A 14853-nucleotide genomic window follows, 5' to 3' on the forward strand; every position below is an offset into this window, starting at 1 on the left:
TTCAATTCCAGAACGGTGCGATTGAAGGGAGGCCGGAGAACATGTGCAGCGTCTCGCCAATCTTATTTCAATTCCGGTATGGTGCGATTGAAGGTCGATAACCTATATTCATCTGGTAAAGTTTATCCATATTTCAATTCCAGTATGGTGCGATTGAGTGCCTGAGGTTGGTCTCCACAGGGGCTCTCCATACCTCGTTTCAATTCTAGAATAATGCGATTGAGAAGTAAGCGATCTTGTCCCGTCCATCTCCGGTCCGGTATTTCCTCGCAAGGTCGCCCCCAAGATTGAACATCTTGAGGGCTATATGAAAATTATGCATTTACAAGTTGCCCCTCATAATCATAGGCAGACATTAACTCCACCAGCTTTTCCTCGGCTTTGGATGTGGCATCCACTTTCTCACTCTTGGTATGGATAAATGCACCAGCTTGGAGAGTTACGAATGTGTCTACTCCCGGTATGCTTTCATCCACGATAGGATCTGCTTTTCTGGAGTCCTCTTCAGAAAGCTTTGCACGGATACTTCCGGCTATTAAGTTGGCGTTGTCACTGATAGACACCGCGAGTGTATCCATTAAGCTAAAGGTCCTTGACTGATTGGAGGTGATCCTCCAGTTAATTATTGCATGAGCCAGTCCTGGAATCCATCGGTCACGAAGTTTTTTTGGAGCAACTAGACAGGGTCCAAACACATTGGACGATTCAATCCATCCTTCTTCTTTTAATTTACCGATAGTTGATTCTGCCATCTCCGGCTCAAAAGAATTGACACCTACCGAGAAAAGTCTCCTTAGATCAATTGCAATATCGAAGACAAATAATCCGGTAGCACGGCTATTATTTGGAATCCATTTTCTGCTCAAACTTCTGTCTTTTCCTTGAAGTAGAGCTACTATTTCTTCCTCAGAAAGTTCATTGTTCTTTTCGTCCCGAACGATCACCCGATTGTTAGGGCGATCACTTCTGTCGAAGGAAGCATTCTCGGAGTCCATTCCTGCCAAGAGGGGATGTAATGCTCTCATTGCAGAAATTGACAATGGACTTCTTCTTTTCAAAGTCCTGTCGGTTCCTCCTTTGGAAGCTTTCATCCAACCTCCGAAAAGTTGATCAGCGTAAGTAGGGTCACAAGTACCATAAACTTCTCCCTCCTTTAGTTCTTTTTGTTTGTTAACATCAAAAAGAAATGTCGTTGGCGAAGGCGCTTGATTGATTGCATCACACAAAGCATCAATAAGGGACCTTTTAACTTGTTGCCCACTGGAAAAAGGGATTCTCCTGTTAAATTGTGTGTCGTAATAATATTTCTGTCCATCTGAGACATTAAAGACAGTATGTTCGGCTCTTTTCAGGGTTCTGATATAGATAGTGTTCATGGGAATATGTTTTAAATTATTTGTGATACTTTATAATTTTATAGACTCTTGTCAAGAGTTTTTGTCGATATAAGCATAGTCAAATTTTAGTAGCGTGGCGAAATAACCGTATTCCTCATTTGTCATGAGATGAACCTCATCTTTTAACGATTTAATGGCTGCTAAATCTTTTCCTTCAAGATCCTTCACCATCTTGGTTAAGGCTTCTATAAACCCTCGTTTGGAAGTGGAAGCAAAAAGCTCTTTTTCAATCAGCGTTTTTCTATCCAACTTGGTGCCTTCTGATCTATACTTTTGAATGGTCTTGGCCAACTCTAAGGTATAATCTGTGATTTCTTCTTTGTTTCGTGTTAACATAGCGACTAACCAGGTTTTGTATGCTTGATAATTTATTGTGTCTTCTTCTTTTTTAAAGGTTAAATTCTTCTCTTCAGTCATATATTTCTTCAAGCTGTCAGGCCTTAGCGCTTGCAGACCTATACTGCCCAATTCGCACGCCCGCTTGATATGCATCCCGAATAGACTTTCAAATTGATTGGGATCCGAATAAACTCCCCCAAAAAGCTTTTTGTAAATATCGATTAGCCGCGATCCAGATTTGAACTGAAAAGGGATAAAGCCTATAGTCTTATTGGTCTGTCCAAAACCATACACATAGCCCATCATTTCATCATTGGGGAACTGCGTTGATAGACTAAAAAACAATTGGCTCCAGCTCACGGTAGCTACTTCAGCCAAACTTGTATCCACTTTGAATATTCTCTGGTTGGTAAGTTCCGAAAAATCAAAGTCTTCCCGGTATTCCCTTGGATTTAGCGAATAGGTTAACCATTGTCCATTCCACGTGTTGATTTGATTTCCTCGAAGTTTTTCCAAAGTAGGATCGTTCAAGTACTTTCGATAGAATTTCCAGCCCTCAAAAGTTTGGAGTACAATGTCAGGTTGATCAAAAAGAATGGTATAGCCTCCCGCTACACCAATACCAAGACTGCTTCCAATCCAAGAAAGATAAACTTCATCTTCATCCATCGGAATTACCACATCGCTGACCAAGCCGGAAGTGCTGGCATACTCCTTCGATTCGGAAGCAGGATACCCCAAAGCAAAACTCGCATCCGGAATTTCATTTTCTGCCTTTTCAAAAAGATTTTCCAGCTTTTCTATCCTCTCATCTACTGTAAGTAAATGAGGTTTTTGTCCACCTTTCATTTGAACAAAAGGGGAGTTGGTTACCCATTGCATGTATTTGGGATGGTTGTAAAATAATTCCCAATACTCTTTCTCAAAAAAATCCTTTGGGGAAAGTGCTTTAGCGTATTTCTCGTTATATGCTTTGAGAAAAGTCCTGCCTATTACTGCCGTGATCATAGTATTTGGTTAGTTACGTCAAAGTTGTTTTCCTTTATTTTCTTTACATCTAGGCCGGTCTCAAGATCATATGCTTTATTAGGGACGATAAAGGGCTTGTTTCCTTTGTGTGCTTGGGTCATTCCCCGCACGGCAAAATACCTTACCGGTATTTCCAATTCCAGTCTCCTTTCGAAATCCGCGTTCTCATATTCTTCTAGGTCTCCTTCGCATATGCAGGAAACTGAATCAATGTCCAGAAGCCGCATTAAAATAGGATCACGACTGTGTGTTAGCTTAGTAAGGGAAATGCGCCCATCTGATTTGAATACAGCATGTTCTTCGATATTCATGAAATCTATCACAGGAAATACATGGTCAATCTTCCCCTGCAAATCCCGCTCTTTTAAAACTTTGTCGTCCTCCAAAACATCATAGGATCTTTGGAGTACTTCCACATCATAGGGTAGGGCGTCATTTTTATTTTCCGGCGGGGCGATTACATAGATAGGCTTGGTTTTTCCTATGGTGTCTTCGGTTCTTTTTCGGTTAACCCGACCAAAACGCTGAATCAACGCATCGATAGGGGCTGTCTCTGTCACCATTAGGTCAAAACTGATATCCAGGCTTACTTCTACGATCTGGGTGGACACCACAATGCAGGCTTTCGCTGAAGTATTGAATTCTCCGTTCGGATTTCCGTCCTCATCCAAGCCTAGTAGTAGTTTTTCTTTAAAATTTCTGTCACCTCTTTTGAAGCGGCTATGGAGCAAAAGAATCGGAGTATCAGGATACAATTGTTTTAAATTGAGATAGGCTTCCTGAGCCCTGACGACCCGATTATAGACCACCAGTACTTTTTTGTCCCCTTCAATAGCCTGATTAACAAATGGCAAACTCTCTTCAAATGAATTGATTTTGTGTAGGGTATGCCGGTCAAAATCATCCAGCTCTTCGGGGGTTAGTTTTTCCTCCAAAATATCACCCTCCAATTCTTCGACTATTTTCTGATACAGCTTCGTTGGCATAGTGGCCGTTCCTATATGAATGGCACAATCCAATCGCTTAAGAATCTGAACTAATTTCAGTACGATTGCCTGAGAAACTCCCGTATAAGTATGGATTTCATCCAAGATGATATCGCAACCTTTTAAGTCAAGCAGCATGGCTTCATAGCCTTTCATCCCAAAAGCAATCGCTGCCAATTGATGGGGCGTCAGGATTTTAATCGCCGAACCAAAAAGCGGCTGTAAAACGCTCTCCTCTTCCTTGCCATTTTGTCGCACCACCACGGAGGCCGAATGCAACACTCGGATATCCAAGTCCGGATTGCACGGTTTTAAATCCTTGGACACCCGTTTAAACATGGCATTGATAGATGCCTGAAATGGGAGTGTATAAAAAACCCGGCCCTTTGTTCTCTTGAAAAGGTAGTCCGTTTTGCCGGCACCCGTACTGGCGACAACAAGGGTGTGTTTCCTTGTTGAAGAGTTTTCTCTGGTTGAAAGTGGATAAAGGGGATGCGTCCGGTTATAAAAAGTAAGGTTGGGTATCCGGAAAGCCCTTTCAAGGTTTTTCTCAGTACTGTAGATCAGCGCTGAAGCAAAGTGATCTGCCCCCATCAGCAATCCTCTCCACTCAGCAAATCCTCTGGTTTTCGTTTGTTTTTCACAATAGGACACTGCGAAAGACAAGTTTCGACGGGCCGTTTCTTCGCCAAACGGGGTGCATTGTACCCCAAGATCATTTAGAAGATTAAAAGCACTGGGTGACCATTGTTCCCATTTGCCAACATGATAATCGATATACTCATACCCGTTCTCTAAATCTAACAACCCCTTGTCTCCAGCATCGTTTTTTGCAGACTTGTGGTGGGCAATGACCATATCCAATAGTGCTGGATAATCATGTTCAGAAAAGGCAGATAGAAAAAGTAATGAGCTTATTTCATGTCTGAACACTTTGCTGTTCCGCCCATTTGCTCTTACTCTTTTTTGAAATTCAGGATGGACTTTTCCTATATCGTGAAGAATAGCACCGCCGCCAGCGACAGATTTGTCCATTTGCAGATAGTTAGCGAATGACTTCGCTGCATAAGAAACATGCAAAAGGTGGTCCTTCAGAGGAGTAAATTCAGGACCAGATTTAGCAAGTAGAATTTCCATTAGTAGGAGGAGACAGGTTGCCCAACGACTTTAATCCAGCCATACATCGGCTCATTGCTTGCTCTATGGTAGCCTACTAAAAATGATTGTTCATTTTTTTCAAACACCAATTCAAAGCCGGGAAATAGTTCTTCATCTTCCCCAAATATCTTTTCAGTTGTCTCAATCACTTCACCCGGATACATCATGTCTTCATTCCTACAGAGACACACATGCTGTTTTGCTGCGATGGAAGCATCTTCGGCGGATAAAAAAGCCAAATGAAGAATTGGGTTTTGCAAAACACCTCGTATCAAGATTGCTTTTGGCCGGTCAAAAAGAAACTCTTTTCCTTTTCTGGTTGAATTCCACCCCCTGGTTTGAATCACTTCCTGTTGCCCTGATACCTGATCGTAGGAGAGTCTGTGACCTACTATTTTCTGAATGCCCTGTGATCCCAGTAACTCCGGGAACAATTTCTTCTCCATCCCCTCAATGATAGAGGGGGTCAGAAACTGCTGGCTGAATGTCTCACTATCTCGTACTGCCGTCCAGGGCTTGATAAATCCAAATGGACCCGAATATTTAACCACGTAGTAGTTCATCTTGAAATTAATTTAAAGCCCCAAAACCAATTCCTGTACTGTTACCCACCCCAACATTCCATGCAAACCCGATTTGTTCAGGTGTACCTTTCACAAGCACAGGACAAATGCTTGCCCGGTTCATTATTCCATTATAGTTGACAAGCTTAGTGTGAGCGGATCGATAATCTGGGTCAAATGAGATGGACATTCCATCTGGATTGATTCCTGCCAGCGACATTTTCTTGTGCATGGATTGTGTAAGAAAATCATTGGCTTCGGCATCATTGAATAAGCAGTGCTTCACCCGATCTTCCTCTTTCTTTTTTATTAGAACTGGACTGCCTACTGAGAAGAACTCTTCCCCGCGTTCAAACGAAGGGGTATTCTGAAGTTTGATCTCCAATACACGCATTCCCGCAAAGAGCTCAGGTTGATCTATCGCTCCTTTCATTATCCTTTTGATCAACTGTTCATCGTGGGCACTGATGAAAAAGCTCGAGCCCCGAGGGAAGTTGAGTCCTCCGTTTCCCTTCTTCGCTCCTTTAAGCCAGGAAAACGAGTGTTGGGAAATTGAGCCATGCACAGCATTATTTTGACCAATCCATTTGTGAACTGTCCCTGTTAAATGTGGAATGTGGTCAAAAGGAACAACTGTGATATTCGCACTGACAGAAATGATGATTCGCATGTTTTTAATTAATATTTGTTGTCGTTACCGGATACTCCTTCACCTCCACACACCCAAACCCCTGGCTTCCCAAATGCCCAAATCCGGCATAGTAGCCGATCTCCTGCAGTTCCACAGGTGCGGTCAACTCAAATTCATAGCTGTATCCGATTAGCTTGGTTTGCTGAGGAGTCAACTGCTTAATAGTGACCCCGTTTTTGAACACCTTCCCCAATACCTCTAAGGACAGATTTGGTCGATCCTCGGAAAGGCAGTTGTCATTTGTGGTCAAGGATTGGGATAGCGCCAGACTTTTCGAAAGAAGATTTTCCAGAATCAGATCACTATAGCCTCTATCCAGAGGGTTGAGATAATCCTCCCCGCCGCTCTCACGCTTTCGTTTGGCCAATATGGGAGACAGGCATCGATAGCGCATGGTGGTAAGAAACAAGGGTTTTGCTACGGCTTCTATCCGTTGGACTTGATAGGTGGTTCCGGAGATCTTATCACCCAAAAAGATCTCTTGGTGTTGAAACAAACCCTTTATAAACTCCTCCGCTATCCGGTCTACCAAAAAACTGACCTCAAATGCCACCTCTTTTCCAAAATGTTCGATCCGGCCGGACTCTGGGAGAACCTTAAAACCTTTGAAAAACAATCTGGAGAACGTAAACAGCCGAAATGGTTTGCCATTCGCCCGATATCCCTGCTGGTGAAGAAACTCAGCGAAGTCAGAATCTGCCTGATCAACTATCCTGTAAATGGCCGATGATAGCTCATACTGGTAGTTAATGGGAAGGAATCTTCCCGTTCCTGTTCGCTCTAGTATCAGTTTGAATCTCATGGCTAGTGATGGTCGATTGGAATTGTCGGGTTTCAGTTTTTTCTGATCGTGAGTGAAGACCAAGTCAGCTTTCCTCCCCGTCAATTTTCAATGATACTGAATTTTATAGGTTAAAAAATACCCAGTACTGGGTATTTATTGGTGTTTGTCACTGATTGTCAGAATTGTCAATCTTTGATTTGAGACAGCTCAGAGACTAAAAAATGCCAAGGGGTCATTGAAGACGTTCGAAAATTTGCTTCCAAATGACTTCTTCAACGTACCTGAAATTGTTGGCTCCAAAAGGATAAAAATTGAACTTACATTTTTTCATTCCTCGCAATACTCCCAGTTCGCTACTCGATCAAAATCCTCCGGCCTTCGCCGTCCATACTGGCCTCAAGGGTGATTTCCTGACCGACCTGTTGCCTGTATAGAATGGAAGACTGGTAGCCCAGAGGGTTTTATTAGGTTTGGACCAGCTTGCAGGAGGACAAACCGTTAGGAAACAGCCCGGTTGGCTGTTTTAGGTTTGGGCCAGCTTGCAGGGTAGGGTTCAATCTTGACCTTTTGGTCCTTTTGGGTCAAAGTTTGCCCCCGATTGTTTCAGGGCCAAAAGGACGAAAAGAAAGAAACTTTCGAAGTCCCAAAAGACCCCTCTCAACGGTTTCTCAACTCCACTTTTTGAGTTCGCGACTTATCAAGAGGTTTTAATAAATAAAAAATAGTTTTAAATTGTTGTTTGACAAGGGCTTAGCGCCAAAGAAAAGCTATGTAAAACCTATTAAAAGCAAACATGGGAAAAGATAAAGAAAGAGAAGGTTGGGAGGTAAATCGGATTATTGATGAACTCACCAATTTTAAAAAGTATGGATTCAAAACCAAAAATGGGTTTCTTACTGCAGCTATACTTTCCATGCAGGAAAAACAGGATTTTCAAGCAAAAAAGGTTGGTGAAATATTAGACCAGATTGCCAACTTGATTCATGTGCTTGAGGCAGAAAGAGATGTAGTTGTAAATTATGAAATGCCTAAGGATAAAGCCGACTTGCATGTTAAACTTTTAAAAGCTGCTTCAATCCTTGCAAACACCAACATTGTTAAAAACAACCCTGCAAATTGGGTGGAACAGAACGAGGGAACTTTAATATCCGGAGAAGAAAAAGCTCATTCTAAAGATTTTAAACGTGGGAAAAAGTATAGATATGGATGGGCATAATTTCCCTAAATCCACATTAGCTCTTTAAGATCTAGAAACCTCCTTCCCTCTCACTTTTTCCATTTCACCCCCAAAAATACCCTTACAGGAGGGCCGAGCGTTAAGAAACAGCCCAGTGGGCTGTTTTAGGTTTGGGCCAGTTTGTAGGGTGGGTGCTCAGCAACTGAGTTAAAAATCTTTCCTGTGGAAAGATTTAGTGAGGAGCCAGCCTGCGGGGTTGGTTTTCTCCTAACTAATTATTTTATTAGCCTTACCAACTTCTCTACCACCGCCTTGCTAGCCGTTTATCCCTCCGATGATCCCTGCATTCCGGTTTCTACTGATTCCCATTCTTCTCTTTGTTTCCGCTTCGGCGCAGTCGGAGAGTAACGTATTTGTCACCAAAACCGATGCGAAATACCACCGCTCTACGTGCCGCTATGCGCAGATAGGTTGGGCGTCCAGCCTGAGTGATGGCAAAGACCGAGGTCTTATAGCATGTCTGGTGTGTGAGCCGGGTGGAGTTTTGACCTAGGCCCAAAGATAATTTGATTACTCACAGAGGTGAATTAAATAGCGTAGGTAACATTTTTATGTTCCCCATTTATAACCAATGAAACGCAAAAATTATGGATAGCATTGATTGGAAAAAGAGGCACATTGTAAAGACAAGTACAGAAATACATTGTTCTGATGAAATTGCAGATCCCAAAGTATGGCGGCCAAAGATTGAGCCTTGGCTGAGCGCTATCTTTCAATCTGAGCATTTATCATTGTTAGTTGGCTCCGGACTTACTAATGCTATAGCCCATATGTCGAAAATAGAAGCACAAGGCATGGGCAGACTCGAAATGGCCAATGAAGCATATAAAGATAAGATAAAAAGAAGCTCCGAAAAATCGGCTTCTGCAATGGAACGAGGAGAGGCAAATTTAGAAGATGATTTTCGAGTGGCGTTAGAATTACTAAGAGGATATGAAATATTAGAAGATGAAAGTTCAGTCAATTTAAAAGCTGAATTAAATTCAGCTCTCAACGGATTTATAAAGTCGATATTAAAAACTGAAAAAGCATTCAAGGATCAACTGCTCTCTACTAATGTGACAACACAGGAGACAGCAATAAATGCTTTTGGCTATTTGCAAGCTTTTCTGTTAAGCTTTTCAAGTAGAGCCGCCTCGAGGGAAAGGTTGAATTTATTTACTACTAACTACGACAGATTTTTAGAATATGGATGTGACGAAGTAGGAGTAATTTTATTAGACCGTTTTAAAGGCAAACTACAGCCTATTTTTAGAAATACAAGGCTTGAACTTGATTACCATTATAATCCACCAGGAATAAGAGGTGAACCCAGATACGTTGAAGGAGTAGGAAGAATAACGAAGCTACATGGATCTATTGATTGGAATTTTAAGGGTCATGGTAAAATAATTAGAGCACTTCTTCCTTTCGGAGCCACTGATACACATCCAGATATTCCAGAAAATGCTACCGAACATGTTGTTATTTACCCTAATTCCGCAAAGGATATAGAAACAGCATACTATCCATATTCTGAATTATTCAGGGATTTTTCAACGGCAATATGCCGCCCCAACTCTGCAGTTGTGACATATGGCTATGGTTTTGGTGATTCTCATATCAATAGAATAATAGCTGACATGTTTACCATTCCATCAACACATTTAGTAATTATTGCATTTAGTGATCCAGGAGATAGAATTCAAAGGTTTCTTAGAGATAAAAATAAGGCACAATTCACTTTACTACTCGGAAGTCATTTTGGGGATTTAGAGCAATTGGTTGATAACTACTTGCCTAAATCTGCTATAGATAGATTGACGATTAAAATGCGTGACCTTATCGGGAAGAGAGATAATTTTCAACCCGAAATCAATATTAATACCGAGAATGTAACTCCATTTTTACAACCACCAATAATACAAGATGACGACCTCCCATTTTAATTTTGATCAACTTCGTAATCTTAGTATTGGAACTGTAGATTTTGTATCTCCCATTGAAATCAAGGTGCTTTTGGAAACCGATGCGCCTCAAAATACTGCATTAAATACCGGGGTTCCGAGCCTATTTCCACGCATTAACGGATTTGTATTAATACCCAATGAAGTTGGAGCTTTGGTGGGGATAATTAGTTGGTTAGGCGTAGAACATTCACAATACCCCAAAAGAAAAGGCTTTAAAGATTATGATCTTATTGATTTACCGTTCCCACTAAGGAAAATTGCTGTAAATCCGATAGGAACACTTAAAACAGAAGTTAGAAATAAAGAGACAATATATAAGCTTGAAAGAGGTATTTATTCTTTCCCTTCTATAGGAGATACTGTTGTTCTTCCTAAAGATGAGCAATTGCGATCAATAGTAGAGAACGACGATGATGAGGCATATGTAAAAATCGGAGTTGCTCCGGTAGCTGGCAATGCAATAGTAAAGATAAATCCTAATAAATTGTTTGGGCGACACATTGCAGTGCTAGGAAATACTGGTAGTGGAAAATCATGTTCAGCCGCCGGCCTGATAAGATGGTCTCTACAAGAGGCAAGCAAACATAAAAAAGACCCATTAAAAAGTCTGAATTCACGTTTCATTGTCTTTGACCCAAACGGCGAGTACGCTCGATCATTTGAAGATTTAGACGTTCCAATTAAACGTTTTAAAATAGAAATTGCGACAGAGGAGGTCACTTCATTTCAGCAACTGCGAATACCTGCATGGTTTTGGAATAGCTATGAATGGAGTTCGTTTACACTTGCCACAGGCAGAACACAAAGACCGATTTTACGTCGTGCTCTCAGAGAACTTAAGGGGGGTGTTACCTTAGATCCCCAAGATTGTTCAGCGACAGTACGAAGTTATTTCTCCAGTTGTTCTGTTTCTTTGAGGAGTGACATTAACATTGGGGTTGCTTCATTTAAAGAGAAACCTGGAAAAAATGATTTTGGAAGAAAGATTCAAAGCTATTCTAATGAAGCTTCCTTCTTTGAAGGAAAAGCAACAGGAAAACTACAAGCAAATTTAAAAAATTTAGCAGATACTCTTCAAGCGGTAGCTGCTAAACGGTATAAAACATTTGTAAACGACCAAGGTCAAACTATTGAATATTATGATGGATTTGAAATTTCCGAAGCCACTGCTGCGCTAGATGCAATAAAAGCTCTTGTAGATTCTTTGGGTGGCGAGTCAGCAAATGTTGGGCCTAATGAAGATATGCCGGTTGATTTTCATGTTGACCTATTACCAAATCATCTTGAAGTTATAGCGGAGGAACAAGGAGTTATACAATTTCTTGACTTTTTAATTATGAGGGTACGAACTCTATTATCTGATTCAAGAATGAAAGGCGCCATTGGTAACGAACCTGCAATCACATTGGAAGAGTGGCTTAGCTCATATCTATCAGGAATCACTGTAATCGATTTATCTCTAATACCAGCAGACATAGTACATATCGTTGTTGCATCAATATCAAGAATGTCATTTGAAGCAATCCAACGATATAGAAGAATGACCGGAACCGTATTGCCGACAGTGATAATGCTTGAAGAAGCACATAATTTTATAAAGAAATATACCTATTCAAATGACGAAATAAGTCCTCTTGAAATTTGTAGTCAGACATTTGAAAAAATAGCTAAAGAAGGTAGAAAGTTTGGTATGAGTTTATTTATTTCATCACAAAGACCTTCGGAGCTTTCGGATACCGTACTATCGCAGTGTAATACCTTCCTTCTCCATAGATTAGTTAATGATCGCGATCAAGATTTAGTTAGAAGGCTCGTCCCCGATAATATCGGAGGGCTCCTGAGCGAACTGCCGATGCTACCAACAAGGAAGGCTATCATTCTTGGCTGGGCGGCACCAATCCCCATCTTGGTGGAAATGAACGAACTTGAAAAAAAATATCGTCCTAAATCCGACGACCCTGATTTCTGGGAGGTTTGGACAGGTCAATCTGAACGTAAAGAAGATTGGAAGGCTATTGCTGATGAATGGCAAGGAAAAGTGGATTTAAAAGAAGATGAAAAACATGAGAGTCCTCATACTGATGCTTTATCTAACGATAATCCCGGAGACGACGATCTGCCTTTTTAGTGTAAGTTGATGTATTGAAAAAATGTTGATTAGTAGAACTGTAAGCAATGATAAGATCCATAGAAAACGGTAGGAAAGAAGATGGTAACAGGTCTATAGCGGATAAGATTATTAAGCGGTTACATGATTTAGAAAAGACGGTGCAACATAATCATGGCCGTTGGGCTTGGGAATTATTGCAAAATGCAAAAGACAGTGTCGCCGAAACAAACAGAATGGTTTCTGTTAGAATTATACACAAGCATGATGAAATAGAGTTCTCTCATAACGGAAATCACTTTACTGAAAAGGACATACGTGGGATAATCAACCAGATCTCATCCAAAGAGGTGGATGAAGGCGAAGTAAGTAAACGTACCGGTAGATTTGGTACTGGATTTCTAACTACTCATTTGTTATCGAGAGAAGTCTATATAGAAGGTATTGTAGAAACTGATAACGGAGCTTTATATACATTTGGTTTCCCATTAAATCGAAATGGAAAAACTACTAGTGTATTGATCCCTAAGATTGAAGCTGCTTGGAGTTCTTTTCACGAGTCGACGGAAAATGGGAAAATTGATGATTATGATGAAGAAGATTTTAATACTTCTTTTACTTATTCATTAGATACGAAGGGTCAGCAGGAAATAGCTCAAATCGGAGTTGACGAGTTTTCTGACCTGATACCATACGTACTATCATTTATTCCGGAAATACACTCGGTAGAGATTATAGATAAAGTAGAAAAGACCAGTGTTATATTCACCAACAATTCAAAGATTGTAGACGGTTTTAAGAAAATAACTAAAACTCAAGACGGAAAATTAACGGTAATCCGAATACTTTTTGCAACAAACGAAATGGTTTCGATTGCTGCCAGGGTGATAAAGAAATCTGATATTTTTGAATTTCAATCCCTTGAACAAGTTCCCAAACTTTTCTGCGATTTCCCATTGATTGGCACTGAAGATTTTCACTTTCCCATTGTAGTGAATAGTTTTTTCTTCAATCCACAAACAGAAAGAGACGGCGTTTGGCTTAAGGGGGATTATGATTCGGAAGTAAATGAAAATAAAAAGATATTGGAACAAGCATTGGTTCTTTATAAAGATTTAGTAGCAAAGCTTCGATGCGCTTCGTACAAAAATATCTTCCATATTGTCAATTCGAAAATTCCTTATACTGATGAAAACTATTTTGATAAAGACTGGTATATAAAAACTATCCAGAAGCCCTTGAGGGATTTTTTACTGAAACAAGAGATTGTAGAAACTGAAGGTGAAACCAGCAATAAATTGGGGGAATCATGGTTCCCAAGAAGGCAATATAATAAATTAGTAAGAGAAAGTTTGTGGCAATATACATTTGATATGTTCCCGAATTCTGTGTGCAAAAAAGAGAGCATACATGATTGGATAGATGTCATTTGGGATGATATCAGCGTAATAACATTTGCAGAAATAGCTAACGATATTGCCCAAAGGAAGACTATCACTAAGCTAGCTGAAGACTTGCAGATGGATGAATCCGGCACTTTCGAGTGGCTTAACGAAGTGGGGCAGTTCATTATGGAAGAAGAATTTAACCTGCCACTGTTTGAAAAACATGCTATCATTCCAAATCAAAATGGCACATTCCTGATCAAAAGTAAACTCTATCTTGATGAAGTAAATGATTCCGACCTATTGGAAATTTTGCGTTTACTGGGTGAGGACTGGGACAATATTCTGCTTCACAAAAAAATCACCTTTGGTAAGTTTTTTTCTAAGAAGAAAAGTGAGATTGCGCTTAAAATCAATGAGAAGCTCAAGAACCCAAGAACAAGAGACCAAGATTTTAAAAAGTCGATAAGCATATTGTCCGAATGGTTTGATAACAATTCTGATGAGGGAAAAGAGTTCTTTTCGGAAACATACAGAAAAAGGGCTGAATTGTTTATGAACACCATTGAGGATAAGGAAAGTCTCTATAAAGTAATGCGGAGCAAAACTGACTTATCCAAAGTGGCAGAGGCAATAGAGGCGAACCCCAGCCTGTTTGAGACTATTGAAAAGGCGGAGGAAATTTATTTACTGCTTGAAAAGTATAATGTTAAGAGCTTGGACCAACTTCGTGAGTTGTTGGTTAAGAAGTCGACAGGTTCTTCTGGAGATCATACCCTGCTGCCTGTGACGCAAGAGATACTTGCAAACATGGGCATTATTTCTCTGAAGGAATGGCAAGAAGCAATAAAAGACAAGGATCTCGCTGCCATATATTCGCATAACTCGACGCCTACCACAGATATGTTTGTGTATGTGCAGAGTTTGATTAGTAAAGCCAAGAAATGTATTATAGCGCATTTAGAGACGTTGGATAATTATAACTTAGATAATCTGGATGACACAACTGCACCTACTATCCTCGCGGGAATATTGAAAGACGAAAAAGAAATAAGCATAGTCGCCAGACCGGCATATAATAAAGAGGTAATTATCTACTATGGTTCAGAGAGAGATATACTGGATTATGAACCTTCCGAATTATGGGTCGACGACGGCGTCCAACCAAAGATGATTTCTTTAGGGCACTTACTGAAGAAAGCCAACATAGTCAAATTCCCGATCTAAT

11 protein-coding genes are annotated in these 14853 nt (G+C 40.5%); 5 read left to right on the forward strand and 6 right to left on the reverse strand.

From position 1 onward, the window contains the following. Positions 1-314: 314 nt before the first annotated feature. The 6 genes from G459_RS0122440 to cas6 (G459_RS0122465) are packed head-to-tail and all read right to left on the reverse strand — an operon-like array spanning position 315 to position 6965. A complete protein-coding gene (locus tag G459_RS0122440) occupies positions 315-1376 on the reverse strand; it encodes a hypothetical protein (RefSeq protein WP_026969630.1) in 1062 nt (353 codons plus the stop codon). A 51-nt stretch (positions 1377-1427) separates the two neighbouring features. Beyond that, entirely contained in the window at positions 1428-2744 is a 1317-nt protein-coding gene (locus G459_RS0122445) for a hypothetical protein (RefSeq protein ID WP_026969631.1), read from the reverse strand. After that, entirely contained in the window at positions 2741-4888 is a 2148-nt protein-coding gene (locus G459_RS0122450) for a CRISPR-associated helicase/endonuclease Cas3 (RefSeq protein WP_026969632.1), read from the reverse strand. The genes G459_RS0122445 and G459_RS0122450 overlap by 4 nt, the downstream gene beginning before the upstream one ends. Further along, positions 4888-5472: a hypothetical protein gene (locus tag G459_RS0122455; RefSeq protein WP_026969633.1), complete on the reverse strand. Its 585-nt coding sequence runs from the start codon at positions 5470-5472 to the stop codon at positions 4888-4890. The genes G459_RS0122450 and G459_RS0122455 overlap by 1 nt, the downstream gene beginning before the upstream one ends. A 7-nt stretch (positions 5473-5479) precedes the next feature. Next, entirely contained in the window at positions 5480-6142 is a 663-nt protein-coding gene (cas6, locus tag G459_RS0122460; RefSeq protein WP_026969634.1) for a CRISPR-associated endoribonuclease Cas6, read from the reverse strand. Positions 6143-6146: 4 nt separating this feature from the next. Beyond that, entirely contained in the window at positions 6147-6965 is an 819-nt protein-coding gene (gene cas6 / locus G459_RS0122465; protein WP_157373415.1) for a CRISPR-associated endoribonuclease Cas6, read from the reverse strand. Between the two features lie 775 nt (positions 6966-7740). Between cas6 (G459_RS0122465) and G459_RS0122480 the strand changes: the two genes are divergently transcribed. From G459_RS0122480 to G459_RS0122495, 5 genes are all read left to right on the forward strand, one after another. After that, positions 7741-8163: a hypothetical protein gene (locus G459_RS0122480; protein ID WP_026969636.1), complete on the forward strand. Its 423-nt coding sequence runs from the start codon at positions 7741-7743 to the stop codon at positions 8161-8163. A 295-nt stretch (positions 8164-8458) separates the two neighbouring features. Continuing rightward, positions 8459-8677 (forward strand): hypothetical protein, encoded by a 219-nt coding sequence (locus tag G459_RS29980; protein ID WP_157373416.1) that lies wholly within the window; start codon positions 8459-8461, stop codon positions 8675-8677. 94 nt (positions 8678-8771) lie between these two features. Then, entirely contained in the window at positions 8772-10112 is a 1341-nt protein-coding gene (locus G459_RS28285; RefSeq protein WP_051315372.1) for an SIR2 family protein, read from the forward strand. Next, positions 10093-12261 (forward strand): ATP-binding protein, encoded by a 2169-nt coding sequence (locus G459_RS28290; RefSeq protein WP_035456716.1) that lies wholly within the window; start codon positions 10093-10095, stop codon positions 12259-12261. Before G459_RS28285 ends, G459_RS28290 begins: the two co-directional genes overlap by 20 nt. A 47-nt stretch (positions 12262-12308) precedes the next feature. Continuing rightward, positions 12309-14852 (forward strand): sacsin N-terminal ATP-binding-like domain-containing protein, encoded by a 2544-nt coding sequence (locus G459_RS0122495; protein WP_026969637.1) that lies wholly within the window; start codon positions 12309-12311, stop codon positions 14850-14852. Position 14853 lies beyond the last annotated feature (1 nt).

The organism is Algoriphagus terrigena DSM 22685 (assembly GCF_000429445.1).
Classification (GTDB): domain Bacteria; phylum Bacteroidota; class Bacteroidia; order Cytophagales; family Cyclobacteriaceae; genus Algoriphagus; species Algoriphagus terrigena.

What these genes read in the sequence shown, in the direction of transcription:
- G459_RS0122445 (WP_026969631.1), bottom strand. Translation starts at nt 2,744, where the DNA reads ATGATCACGGCAGTAATAGGCAGGACTTTTCTCAAAGCATATAACGAG.
- G459_RS0122440 (WP_026969630.1), bottom strand. Translation starts at nt 1,376, where the DNA reads ATGAACACTATCTATATCAGAACCCTGAAAAGAGCCGAACATACTGTC.
- G459_RS0122450 (WP_026969632.1), bottom strand. Translation starts at nt 4,888, where the DNA reads ATGGAAATTCTACTTGCTAAATCTGGTCCTGAATTTACTCCTCTGAAG.
- cas6 (WP_157373415.1), bottom strand. Translation starts at nt 6,965, where the DNA reads ATGAGATTCAAACTGATACTAGAGCGAACAGGAACGGGAAGATTCCTT.
- G459_RS0122455 (WP_026969633.1), bottom strand. Translation starts at nt 5,472, where the DNA reads ATGAACTACTACGTGGTTAAATATTCGGGTCCATTTGGATTTATCAAG.
- cas6 (WP_026969634.1), bottom strand. Translation starts at nt 6,142, where the DNA reads ATGCGAATCATCATTTCTGTCAGTGCGAATATCACAGTTGTTCCTTTT.
- G459_RS28285 (WP_051315372.1), top strand. Translation starts at nt 8,772, where the DNA reads ATGGATAGCATTGATTGGAAAAAGAGGCACATTGTAAAGACAAGTACA.
- G459_RS0122495 (WP_026969637.1), top strand. Translation starts at nt 12,309, where the DNA reads ATGATAAGATCCATAGAAAACGGTAGGAAAGAAGATGGTAACAGGTCT.
- G459_RS28290 (WP_035456716.1), top strand. Translation starts at nt 10,093, where the DNA reads ATGACGACCTCCCATTTTAATTTTGATCAACTTCGTAATCTTAGTATT.
- G459_RS0122480 (WP_026969636.1), top strand. Translation starts at nt 7,741, where the DNA reads ATGGGAAAAGATAAAGAAAGAGAAGGTTGGGAGGTAAATCGGATTATT.
- G459_RS29980 (WP_157373416.1), top strand. Translation starts at nt 8,459, where the DNA reads ATGATCCCTGCATTCCGGTTTCTACTGATTCCCATTCTTCTCTTTGTT.